At 65.2% G+C, this 11,930-nt stretch carries 11 protein-coding genes; 6 read left to right on the top strand and 5 right to left on the bottom strand.

Annotated features, from left to right (window positions below; translation table 11 throughout):
- Positions 1-29: 29 nt before the first annotated feature.
- Positions 30-1,664: an AMP-binding protein gene (locus J2X37_RS05285; protein WP_310018600.1), complete on the bottom strand. Its 1,635-nt coding sequence runs from the start codon at positions 1,662-1,664 to the stop codon at positions 30-32.
- Between the two features lie 245 nt (positions 1,665-1,909).
- Between J2X37_RS05285 and J2X37_RS05280 the strand changes: the two genes are divergently transcribed.
- From J2X37_RS05280 to J2X37_RS05270, 3 genes are read left to right on the top strand one after another with little or no spacing between them, the layout of a single operon-like run.
- Positions 1,910-3,097, top strand: a complete 1,188-nt coding sequence (locus J2X37_RS05280) for an SRPBCC family protein (RefSeq protein ID WP_310018598.1) — start codon at positions 1,910-1,912, stop codon at positions 3,095-3,097.
- A 2-nt stretch (positions 3,098-3,099) separates the two neighbouring features.
- Positions 3,100-3,891 (top strand): TIM barrel protein, encoded by a 792-nt coding sequence (locus tag J2X37_RS05275; RefSeq protein WP_310018596.1) that lies wholly within the window; start codon positions 3,100-3,102, stop codon positions 3,889-3,891.
- Complete coding sequence (locus J2X37_RS05270; RefSeq protein ID WP_310018594.1) at positions 3,870-4,250, top strand: EthD domain-containing protein; 381 nt, start codon at positions 3,870-3,872, stop codon at positions 4,248-4,250. Before J2X37_RS05275 ends, J2X37_RS05270 begins: the two co-directional genes overlap by 22 nt.
- A gap of 34 nt (positions 4,251-4,284) precedes the next feature.
- Here J2X37_RS05270 and J2X37_RS05265 read toward each other — a convergent pair whose 3' ends face one another.
- The 4 genes from J2X37_RS05265 to J2X37_RS05250 form a co-directional block, all read right to left on the bottom strand.
- Entirely contained in the window at positions 4,285-4,722 is a 438-nt protein-coding gene (locus J2X37_RS05265; protein ID WP_310018591.1) for a nuclear transport factor 2 family protein, read from the bottom strand.
- A 28-nt stretch (positions 4,723-4,750) separates the two neighbouring features.
- On the bottom strand, positions 4,751-5,440 hold the full coding sequence (locus J2X37_RS05260) for an SDR family NAD(P)-dependent oxidoreductase (RefSeq protein ID WP_310018589.1): 690 nt from the start codon (positions 5,438-5,440) through the stop codon (positions 4,751-4,753).
- Position 5,441: 1 nt separating this feature from the next.
- Positions 5,442-6,788, bottom strand: coding sequence for an aromatic ring-hydroxylating dioxygenase subunit alpha (locus J2X37_RS05255; RefSeq protein WP_310018586.1), 1,347 nt, complete (start codon positions 6,786-6,788; stop codon positions 5,442-5,444).
- 151 nt (positions 6,789-6,939) lie between these two features.
- Complete coding sequence (locus J2X37_RS05250; RefSeq protein WP_310018584.1) at positions 6,940-7,620, bottom strand: TetR/AcrR family transcriptional regulator; 681 nt, start codon at positions 7,618-7,620, stop codon at positions 6,940-6,942.
- A gap of 153 nt (positions 7,621-7,773) precedes the next feature.
- Here J2X37_RS05250 and J2X37_RS05245 point away from each other — a divergent pair, with 153 nt between their 5' ends.
- From J2X37_RS05245 to J2X37_RS05235, 3 genes are all read left to right on the top strand, one after another.
- Positions 7,774-9,990, top strand: a complete 2,217-nt coding sequence (locus J2X37_RS05245) for a TonB-dependent receptor (RefSeq protein ID WP_310018581.1) — start codon at positions 7,774-7,776, stop codon at positions 9,988-9,990.
- Between the two features lie 151 nt (positions 9,991-10,141).
- Positions 10,142-11,395, top strand: a complete 1,254-nt coding sequence (locus tag J2X37_RS05240; protein WP_310018579.1) for a cytochrome P450 — start codon at positions 10,142-10,144, stop codon at positions 11,393-11,395.
- A complete protein-coding gene (locus tag J2X37_RS05235; protein WP_310018577.1) occupies positions 11,392-11,922 on the top strand; it encodes a nuclear transport factor 2 family protein in 531 nt (176 codons plus the stop codon). Before J2X37_RS05240 ends, J2X37_RS05235 begins: the two co-directional genes overlap by 4 nt.
- Positions 11,923-11,930 lie beyond the last annotated feature (8 nt).

The raw sequence follows: 11,930 nt of genomic DNA, 5'->3' as shown, positions 1-11,930 counted from the left end.
GGGAATCTTTCAAGATATATCTTGTAACGTTACGTAACCGAAGAAGCCTCCGCCTCCATCTTTGCCTTCACGTCGGCGCGGAGCTGGTCCTTGCGGATCTTGCCCGACGCTGTGCGCGGATAGTCTTCGACGAACTCGAACCTTTCCGGCGTCTTCTGGCGGGCCAGGCCGCTCGCCTGCACGTGGGCGCACAGCGCCTCGACCGTGGCCGGTTCGCCCTCGCTGATGATGTAGGCGCAGACCCCTTCGCCCAGACGTTCGTGCGGCATGGCGACGACGCTGGCGTCGCGGACCTGCGGATGGGTGCGCAGCACGTCCTCGATCTCGACGGCGCTGATGTTCTCGCCGCCGCGAATGATCAGGTCCTTCTTGCGCCCGGTGATGGTGATCGCGCCCTCTGCGGACAGGACCCCGAGGTCGCCGGTCTTGAAATAACCCTCCGCATCGAAGGCGGCGCGGCTCTGCGCCTCGTCGGCGTAGCCCAGCATCATCGAGGGGCCGCGCGCGAGGATCTCGCCCTCGGTACCAACGGGGACGGCCGCGCCCTCGTCGTCCACCACCTTTACCTCGTAGTCGATCACCTCGCCGTCGGTCACGGCGGCCAGCGCTTCGTGGCGCGGCCAGCCGAAGGTGACCAGCGGCACCTCGCTGGCGCCGAACACTCGGAAGGCGGTGAGGTTGTCGAAGGCCGCGTTCGCCGCCGGGATCAGGTCGGCCGGAACCGCCGCGCCGCCGCAGGCGAAGAATCGGAACGTGGGCAGCCGCTTGCCCGCGCTGCGTGCCGCGTGGGCCAGTTCGACGAGGAACGGGGTCGCCGCCACGGTGCCGACGACGTCGTGCTCCTCGATCAGGGCCAGCGCCTCGTCGGCGTTCCAGGCTTCCATCAGGATCACGCGGGTACCGCTGATCAGCGGGGTCTCCAGCCCGTTGGCATAGCCCGAGATGTGCGTGACGGGCGAGGGCATGATCGTGGTGTCGCCCGCGTTTACGCCCCAGTGCGCGTAGCTCTTGCGCACGATGTTCTCGAGCGTGTCGTGACTGTGCAGCACGCCCTTGGGGCGCCCTGTCGTGCCGCTGGTGAACAGCACCATCTTGACCGAACGCGGATCGACCGCTGGCGCCACGTCGGGCAGCGAGCGCCCTTCCTCGACCAGCGCGACGAGATCGTCCGGCCCTTCGCCGCGCACGGTGAAGGCGAAATCGAGATCGGGCAGGTCCGTCTTCAGCCGCGCCGCCATCTCGGCGAAGTCGAACTTGCGGAACGTGGTGCAGGTGAAGATCGCCCGCGCGCGGCAGTCCGCCAGCATCATCGCGACTTCATGGTCGCGATAGATCGGCACGATCGGGTTCACCACCAGGCCGAGGATCGCGCAGGCGAGGTTGAGGATGCCCGCCTCGTGCCAGTTGGGGGTCTGGAACGCGACTACGTCGCCGGGCTCCAGCCCGCGCGCGGCCATGGCGTTGGCCAGCGCCTGCGCCTCGCCCAGCCATTCGCGATAGGTGAGCGAGCGGACGCCGTCGACCAGCGCGACATAGCCGGGATCGGCGGCGGCGCGTTCGCGCGCGAAGTCGGCGATGGTCTTGCCGGCCCACTGGTCGGCAAAGGCGCGCAGGTGCCCTGGCGGCAGTTCGAGCCAGTCCCACGGCATCGCCAGTTTCGCCATTGCATGCTCCTCGATATTCGCCGCGCGCCCGTCGCGCCGTGCGCGTCGCCATCCGATCTCTCTTCGCCAGACGACGGCGTCGGTGCCATTGGCGAAAAGGGTAGGGCAGCACGGCTCGCGGCTCAATCGGCCAAGCGCACCTGTCACCTTGGGGAGTTGTCCTTTTCCCTTTCGGCGCGCAGCCTTGGGCGGAAAATCCGGGTCCGCGTTCATCGCGCGCCCGCAAACCAGTCCGGGAGACCACGATGGATCGCGCAGCGCGCATCGGCCACATCGGCGAAATCGCCGAAACCATGCTCGGCTATGTCGAGAACAAGACCACGTTCCAGGGCGAGGGCACGATGCGCGTCCCCGCCGCCAGCTATTGCGACGAGGCGATCTTCCGCAACGAGATGGACGTGGTCTTCCACAAGCTGCCGCTGCTTCTCGCCTTCACCGCCGAGATGCCCAATCCGGGCGACTACAAGGCGATGGACGCGGTCGGCAAGCCGGTGCTGATCACCCGCGACAAGGACGGCACCGTGCGCGCCTTCCTCAACGTCTGTTCGCACCGCGGCGCGCCGGTGGCCGAGGAAGGCCGCGGCAACTGCCCGCGCTTCACCTGCAAGTACCACTCCTGGACTTTCGGGCGCGACGGCAAGCTGATCGGCATCAACGAGCGGCAGACCTTCGGCGATGTCGACAAGGCCGAACTGGGCCTGCGCCAGCTGCCCTGCGAGGAGCGGGCAGGCATGATCTTCGTCGTGCTCGACCCGAACGGCGCGATCGACCTCGATGCCTACTATCGCGGCTATCTCGCCGATTTCGAGGACCTGGGCCTTGCCGACTGGCACTTCGTCGGCAACCGCACGATCCACGGCGCGAACTGGAAGATCGCCTTCGACGGCTATCTGGAAGGGTACCACTTCCAGTCGCTGCACCCGGAAACGATCTTTCCGCGCACGCCGACCAACTGCACCCATTACGAAGGGTTCGGCCCGTCGATGCGGATCGGCTTTCCCCAGCACGAGATCGGCAACCTGCTGAAGGACGTGCCGCGTGGCGAATGGGGCACGCGCGAAAACTACGGCTACGACTTCGTCCGCATCCTCTTTCCCAACGTGTCGATCTTCGTCGCGCCCGAAATCACGCAGGTCGCGCAGCTTTTCCCGGGGCCGAAGGCGAACGAGAACCGCACGGTGCTCTCCTACCTGTCGCGCAACCCGCCCAGGGACGAGGAGGAAAAGGCGAAGCTTGAAGGCATGGCCGATTTCTTCCGCGACGTGACCTATGAAGAGGATTACGTGATCGGCATGCAGATCCAGAAAGGCCTGGAAAGCGGCGCGCACGAAAACCTCATCTTCGGCAAGAACGAACGCGGCAACCAGTACTTCCACGAATGGCTGAATTGGTACGTCGCGCAGGATCCCACCCAGCCCGAACCGGAAATGTGAGCATGAACCCCATTGGGCTGGCGTCCGGCGTCCTGCCAGAATTCGACGCCGCGACCGTGGTTCGCGCAGCCCACGCCGCGGGGTTCGAACTGGCCGGGCTCTGGGTCGACCCGGCGGAATGGAGCCCGGCGCAGACCACGGCGACGCGGCAGGCCCTGGCCGAAACCGGCATCGGCGTCATCGACGTCGAGGTGCTGTGGCTGCGCGACGGTGCGACGATGGACGATCACAAGGCGATCCTCGACGTCGGGCTGGAACTGGGCGCGGCCAATGCGCTGTGCGTCAGTTCCGATCCCGATCACGGCAGGACCGCCGACTGGCTGGCCCAGCTCTGCCGTCATGTCGAGGGCACGTCCTTGCGGATCAACCTCGAGTTTGGCTGGTTCAGCGCGGTGCACGACCTGGCCGAGGCGAAGGCCATCGTCGAGAAAGTGGATCACGAACGCGCCGCCATCCTGATCGACCCGATCCACGTCGACCGTTCGCACACCCCGGTGGCGCAGATCGCGTCGCTGGACCGGTCGCTGATTTCCTACGCGCAGTTCTGCGACGCGTTGGCCGAACGGCCCGACGTGCACGATTGGGACGCGGTCATCGTCGACGCCGTCGACTTGCGCCAGCAGACGGGCGAGGGCGCGCTCGATCTCGATGCGATCTATCGCGCGCTGCCCGACGACCTGCCGCTGTCGATCGAACTGCGCTCGGCGGCGTTGCGCGAGGGATTTCCCGACCCGGTGGACCGGGCGAGCGCGGTGGCGCAGGCCACCCGCCAATGGCTGGAGACGAGACGATGACGATTACCCTGCTCAGCATCTTTCGCCGCCGCGACGGCATGACCCACGACGAGTTCGTCGAATACTACGAACGCAGCCACCGGGTGATCGGCGAAAAGGTCCTGTCGGGCTACGCCACGCGCTACGTGCGCCGCTTTCTCACCCCGGTGGGCCGCGAGGATGACGGCAGCGAGCGCGACGTCGTCATGGAAATCGACTTTCCGAGCGAAGCGGTGATGGAGGCCTTCTTCGCCTCGATCCGCGATGACGAGGCGGTGGCCGAGGAGATCCGGATCGACGAGGACAAGCTGTTCGACCGCGCCACGATGAAGGTCTATTACGTCGACGAACGCGAAAGCGCGCTCCCCGCCGTCGGCTGAGAGCGCGCGTTGCGTCCGGCGTGATGCCGCGCGATCAGCGGCGTTCGTGGAAGATCCGGTATTCGCGCCGGGTGAAGACCCATTTGCCGTCGATCTTCGCCAGTTCGTCCTCGTAATGGCCGTTGGTGAACACCGTCTCCTTCGTTTCGGGGTGTTCGTAGACCTCGATGGTGAAGGTCGTCGCCACGGCCTTGTCGCCGTCGACCTCGATCCGGCCCGGATTGGCGATGTAGACCATCGGCTTGGTCATGTTGTCGAGACCGTAGGCCTTCATTGACCCGGCCCACGCCTCGACGATCGCCTTCTTGCCGGTAAAACCGCCGAGGTCGGGATATTCGGGCAGCGCCCAGTAGGCGTCGTCGGCCCAGGTCGAGGCCCAGACCTCCTCATTGATCGTCATCACGCCGTAGGCGTAGGTTTCCATCACCTCGCGGATCGCGACGCGATCCTCCAGCGGTCCGGTAAAGGGCATGTCGTGCCTCCCTGTCAGTCTGTGGCGATCAAAGCGGGTGAGGCTCGCCGTTCCATTTGAAGAAGCCGCCGCTGTCCGCGATGCCCACCTTGTCGGCCAGCGCGACGATGCCGTTCGCGCTCTCGTCGGCCGTGATATCCGCGTCCGGGCCGCCCATGTCGGTCTGAACCCAGCCGGGGTGGACCGAAATCAGCGTGATCCCGCGATCCTTGAGATCGATGGCCAGCGAACGGGTCAGGGCGGTGAGGCCCGCCTTGGTCGCGACATAGACGTAGTAGCCGCCATAGGGCCAGGTCGAGGCGGCAAGCTGGCTGGAAAAATTGACGACCTTGCTGCCCTCGCCCATCTTCGGAAGGAACGCCTTGGTGATGGCGAAGGGCGCCTTGACCATGATGTCGAAGGCCTCGTCCCACGCATCCCAATCGATATCGCCTTCCAGTTCGCCGGCAATCGGACCGCTTACGCCCGCCACGTTGTAGAGCACGTCGACGCTCTCGCACGGCACGGCCGCCGCAGCGGCGGGAATGCCCTTGACGTCGGCAGCGTCGAGCCGGTGGACGCTGACGGCGCCGTTCGACCCCTCGGCCAGCGCGGCGAGCGCGTTGGATTTGCCGGTATCGCGGACGAGCGCGAAGACCCGGTCGCCGCGCGCGGCATGCTTGCGGGCAAGGTCGAGGCCGATGCCCCGCCCCGCACCGGTGATCACGATATTCGCCATGTCAGGGTCTCCTGCCTTCGATCCAGTCGTTCAATACCTCGTGGAAGAAGCGGATGCGTGTCTCCTGATCAGAGAGATAGGCATCGGTATATCCGCGCGAGTGCATGCCCGCCTGCATCGCCTCGGCCAGTTCCATGTCCTGGTAGACGATCTGGCCCGCCAGTTCGGGAACGCCGCGCCCGGCGTCGAACATGCGGTGCTCGCACTCTGCCACCTCTTTCAGTGGCTTGATCCCGGCCATGATCGATTCGACCTCGGTCTGCCCTTCGACCGGGAAGGCCATGCACCACAGGTCGAAATAGCACTTCTCCGGATCGGTGGCGTGCGGTTCGGAGCGGAACAGGATCAGGTGATCGGGCAGGAAGCTGATCGTGACGTTGGGGAACATGACAGTGTGAGGGGAATCGGTGATCTCCTCGTCGTTCATGTGTTCGTAGTGGAGATAGCCCTTCTCGCGCCACAGCTTCTGCTTGGCCGCCTTGAGGTCGAGCCAGCCCTGCATCGCGAAGTCCTCGTAGGTGGCGTAGCGCGCCGGATCGATGTCCCACTTGCGCAGTTCCGCCTCGAACATGGCATTGCCGCCGCCCTCGGGCCGGTCGGACAGCGACGGGCGCATCGGCTGGACCGTGCGGCCATGACCCTTGGGCCACATCTCGTGACGCGCGGAATCGACGTCCTGGTCGATCCACGGCGGCACTTGCGGATGCGCGGTGCGGGTGTGGTAGCTTTCCGAGAAGTTGTCGGTGACGAACTTCCAGTTGGCGTTGATCTCGATGCGGTACCACGCGACGCGCACGGCCCTGTCCATCGGATAGTTCCGATAGAGCGCGGGCATCGGCTCGAGGAAGTCGTGCAGCGAAATGCCGTCGGGGTCCATCGAGTACCAGACGAACCCGCCCCATGTTTCGCAGCGCAGTTCGTTCAGCTTCAGCTTGCCGCACGGGTTGCCGCGGCTGAAGTCGACGTCGGCGTCCTGCGCGTAGGCGAGCACCCCGTCGATGCCCCATTTCCACCCGTGGTAGGGGCAGTGGAACTTCTCGACCGAGCTCGATTCGTGGACCATCCGCATCCCGCGGTGCCCGCACGAATTGTAGAAGGCGCGGATCGATCCGTCTTCCTGCCGGACGGCGATGACCGATTCCTTCATGAAATTGTGGACCAGGAAGTCGCCCGCTTCGGGAATGTCGGCGGTCCGTCCGGCGATGTGCCAGATCTTGGTCCAGACGTGGTCCCATTCCTTCTGCGCGAATTCGGGCGAATAGTAGCGATCGCCGGTGATCCTGTCGCCGCGCAGGTTGGACGGGTCGCGGCCGTCCATCGGTGGCGGCACTGCGGTCTGTTGGTTCATGAGAGCCGGTTCCTCTTCCCGGATGGTCTGTTCTGGGGGCAGGCTGATGCACGCCGGCCCTTGCGGCAACTATGACATGCGTCAGGAAAAGCGGCAACCGTGCCTGTTTTCAGTCTGCCGCAATTTCCGCCGCTCCTGCCGCGGGGAGCCGTCAGTCCGGTGCCCGCGCGGCGAGCAGCGACACGACCTGGCACAGGTGTTCTTGGATCAGGCGGCTGCGCTCCTCGCCGATGGTGCTGCCGTTGACGAGCAGGCCGATCTGCGTCGCGTGCACAAAATCGTTGGCTAGGACCATCAGTTCGCGGGCGTTGCGCCACTGGGGGAAGGCGTGGGTCATCTCGGTGATCCACAGTTCGTCGAAACGGCGCGCGGCGGGGCGGAAGATCGCTTCGAGTTCGGCATCGTTGCGCGCGGCGACGGCCAGGCGAAGATAGGCCTCGTAATCGCGGGTCTGCATCGATTGCCAGTGAAGCTGCGTCGCGACCACGTGCGGCAGAACTTCCCCGCCGCGCTGCCGGATGTCGGAGATGGCAGCCGTGAAGATGTCGAGAAACTGGCTCATGCGCCGATAGAAGACGTGCTCGATCAGCCCTTCGACAAGGGCATCGCGGGTCGCGAAATGGTGGTGCATCGCGCCGCGCGACACGCCCGCGCGCCGCGCGACGTCGTTCGTGGACAGCCCGGCGTAGCCACTGTCGACGAGGCTGTCGACGGCAGCATCGAGCATCGCCTCGCGCGTCATCTGACCCTTGCGCTGCTGCCAGCGCTCGATGTCCTCCGGCCCGCCGCGGGGACGGATCTGGCGGAGGATTTCGGCGTGTCTCGTCGTCATCTGCGTCCCATCTCCCCGACCCCTCCGCCACGAAACCTATCACAATGCTCAGTATCGATGCATAGCGCCATGCGGGAAAACCGGCAACAGCGCCGGTATTTATTCCGGGGCGCAAGAATTCCGCGAAAAACGCGGACACGGGAGGGAATGGTCATGGGCAAGTTCAGGAACGGCATCGCATCCGGCATCAGCATCGTCGCAATCGCCGCGGCCGGCGCCGCGCACGCGCAGGATGCATCGGGCGAGACGCAGCAGTCGGGCGGCCTCGAGGAAATCGTCGTCACCGCGCAGAAGCAGGCGCAGAATCTTCAGGACGTGCCGATTTCGGTCACCGCGGTCACCGGAGAAACCCTTCAGGACCAGCAGGTCAACAACGTCGCCGACCTGTCGAATTCGATCCCCAACGTCCAGATCAACACCTTTTCGAACTCTCCCGATTCGGCGGTCTTCACGATCCGCGGCGTCGGCGTGAACGATGCCGACCCCTATGTCGGCACGACGGTGTCGGTGGTGATCGACGGCGTCGTCGTCGGCGTGAACACCGCCGCGCTGCTCTCGCTGTTCGATATCGACCGGGTCGAGGTGCTGCGCGGTCCGCAAGGCACGTTGTTCGGCGCGAACACCACCGGCGGCGTCATCAACGTCGTGACGAAGCAGCCGACCGGCGAATTCGGCGGCGACGCGCAATTCGTCTACGGCAACTTCGGCCAGATCGAGGCGAATGCCGCCTTGAACTTCCCGCTCGGTGAAAACCTGTCGGGCAAGATCAGCGTCCTTCACAACGAGATGGACGGCTTTTTCCGCAACTATGCCGATGACAAGCGGATCGGCCGGCGCAACATCACTTCGCTTCGCGGCTATCTGAAATACGCCGCCGGCGACTATGACGCGACCGTGATCGGGGAATACGTGCGCAGCCGCAACGGTTCGCAGACCGGCATCATCAATGCAGGGCCGGGCGACCTGTTCTACGTTCCGGGCGAGACGACCGACGATTTCGACTTCTACCGCGGTCTGTCGGACGACCAGCCCGACTACAACCGGCGCAATACGTACTCCGCCACGCTGACCCAGAATCTCGACAGTGGCATCGGTCAGATCACCTCGATTACCAACTACCGCGAATACGACAGCGACCTCTATTCGGACGACGATGCGACGACGCTGGTCCTCCTGCAGACGCGGCGGCAGACCGACCACAAGCAGTTCAGCCAGGAACTGCGCACGCTCGCGGAAGTGACCGACACGACGCGGCTTATCGTCGGCGGCTACTTCTTCAGCCAGAAGTATTTCCTCGATCAGGACGGCAAGCTCGACGGCTTCCTGCCCGGCCTCGGCCAGCCGCAGACTCAGGACCAGAAGAACTGGTCGATTTCCGGCTTTGCGCAGGTCTACCAGGAACTGACCCCGGCCCTGACCCTGCAGGCGGGCATCCGCTACAGCCATGAAAAGACCGAGGCGGTCTCGACCACGGCCAACTCGATCAATCCGGACGGCCAGGCGCAGTTCGACGACCCGATCATCCCCGGTTCGCTGATCGTGGCGAGCGGCAAGAAGAGCTGGGACAATGTCGGCTACAAGGTCGGCCTCGACTACCGGGCGAGCGATGATGTCCTGCTCTACGGCTATTACGCACGCGGCTTCAAGTCAGGCGGCTTTACGGGCCGCATCGTGATTGCCGAGGATATCGGCCCCTTCGATCCCGAATATCTCGACACCTTCGAAGTGGGCTTCAAGGCCGACCTGCTCGATCGGGTCCTGCGCGTCAATTTCGCCGCATTCCTCAACAAGTACAAGGACATGCAGGTGGTGCAGAACATCACCTATCCGTCCGGCGCGAACTCGGCCACGATCGCCAACGCGGGCAAGGCCGAAACCAAGGGCTTCGAGCTGGAAACCACCCTGGTGCCGACCGATGGCCTGCGCCTCAACGCCGCGCTCGCCTATCTCGACGCCAAGTACGAGGAATACGACACCGAGGTGCTCGACCCGTCGACGGGCGGGCTGGTGCCGATCAGCTTTGCCGGCAACAGCCTGATGAACTCGCCGAAGTGGAACGCGGTCCTCGGCTTCAACTACGAGGCCCCGGTCGGGCCGGGCACGATCAACGCGAGCGCCCAGTACACCTACACCAGCGCCAAGTTCACCAGCTACACCAACCAACCGATCGAGCGGGTCGGCGCGGTGGAACTGGTCAACGCGGCGCTGAGCTGGGGACCGGACAAGGGCGGCTGGCGCATCGGCGTCTGGGGACGCAACCTGTTGGACAAGAAATACTACAACCAGAAACTCGATCTCGCGGGCATCGGCACGCTGGCGTCGATCGGGGCGCCGCGGACCTATGGCCTCGATCTGCGGTACAGTTTCTGACCGGGCGTGCGGCGGGTGCGATGCCCGCCGCCACCAGCGGATTGCACCGACCGGGATGTAGCGACACAATGAACGACCCGCCCGCCATCGCAAGAACGACCCGGACCGAACCGGGCGCTGCCGGCGGGTTTCACGGTACAGGAGAGATGCGATGGCGAGCGTGACGAGCGATACCCTTCCGGGCGTAAGCGCCCCCCCGCACGTCGATCCCGCCCGGGTGGTCGACGTCGACATCTATGCGCCCGAAGGCCAGGCCGAGGATTACCACCGCGCCTGGGCCGCGATCCAGGCGGCCAATCCCGAACTGGTCTGGACACCGCGCAACGAAGGCCACTGGATCGCGCTGGGCGGCGAGGCGCTGGCCGAGGTGCAGTCGAGCTGGGAAAAGTTCAGCAACCGCGTCATCGTCATCCCCAAGTCGGTCGGCGAGCTGCACGGCCTGATCCCGACGACGATCGATCCGCCCGAACACCGCCCTTATCGCAAATTGCTGAACGACAGCCTGCGCCCGTCCGAAGTGCGCGGGATGCGCCAGTCCATCCGCGACGTGGCGGTCGAACTGATCGAGGGGTTCCGGGCCCGCGGTCATTGCAATTTCACCGAGGAATTCGCCCGCATCTTCCCGGTGCGCGTGTTTCTCGCCATGGTCGACGTGCCGCAGTCCGATGCCGAGACCATACGCCACTGGGCGCTGTGCATGACCCGGCCCGACATGGACATGAGCTTCGAGGAGGCCAAGGCTGCCTTCTACGACTATGTCAGCCCGCTGGTGACGGAGCGCAGCGCCAATCCCGGCGACGACATGATCAGCAAGATGCTGGACGCGGGGCTGACCTTGCCCGACGGCAGCAACCGTCCGCTGACTCATGACGAGGCGCTGGCCCTTGTGACGCAGCTGCTCATCGCGGGCGTCGACACGGTGGTCAACTTCATGGGCTACGCCTTCCTCGAACTGGCTCGTCGCCCTGATCTGCGTCAGTCGCTGCGCGACAATCCGGGCGGCACGATCACCGCGACGAACGAGCTGTTCCGCCGCTTCGGCATCGTCACCATCGGCCGCGAGGTGCGCGAGGACATGGTGTTCCGCGGCGTCAAACTGAAGGCGGGCGAAATGATTGCCATGCCGACCGCCGTTCACGGCATCGACCCGGCGCAGAACGAGTGCCCGTTCTCGGTCGACCCGTCGCGCCGCCGTGCGCCGCACTCCACGTTCGGCAGCGGGACGCACATGTGCCCGGGACAGGAACTGGCCCGCGCCGAAGTCGCGATCACCATCGAGGAGTGGCTGGCTCGGATCCCCGATTTCCGCGTCTCCGCCGACAGCGATCTTACCAACGACGGCGGCATCGTCGCCTCGATCCGCCGCTTGTGTCTGGAATGGGACGTGGAAGGCCCGCCGGCATGAGCCATTTCGATCTCGAGGCACAGATCCGCGACCTGGCCGCCCGCCGCGACATCGCGGCGGCGGCGGCCCGCTACATGCGCGGGCTGGACCGGATCGACCGCGAGTTGCTCCTTTCCGCCTTTCACGAGGATGCCTTCGTGAACTGCGGCGCGATGCAGGGCAACCGCGAGGAATTCGCCGATTTCGCGCTCGACTTCCTCGGCTCGATGACTCGCACTCACCACATGCTGGGGCAGGTCACGCTCGAACTCCACGATCTCGCCAATGCCAGCGGCGAGTGGTACTTTCAGGCCTATCACGACGTGACCGGAGAGGGCGGCGAACCGCGCGACCTTTTCATCTCGGGCCGTTACGTCGACGAATACCAGTGCCGGGACGGCGACTGGCGCATCTGGAAGCGGACGCTGGTCGCCGACTGGATGACCGATGGCGAAGGCACCCGCGCCTTTTTCGAAGCGAACCCGACCGCGCCGCACGGCCAGCGGGAGGGCCGCGATTTCAGCCAGACCCGCGACTGGCCCGCATGACCACCGCA

Source organism: Croceicoccus sp. BE223, from assembly GCF_031457155.1.
Lineage (GTDB): Bacteria > Pseudomonadota > Alphaproteobacteria > Sphingomonadales > Sphingomonadaceae > Croceicoccus.
The sequence above is the reverse complement of the archived record's forward strand: the minus strand, read 5'-3'. Positions and strand labels throughout refer to the sequence as shown.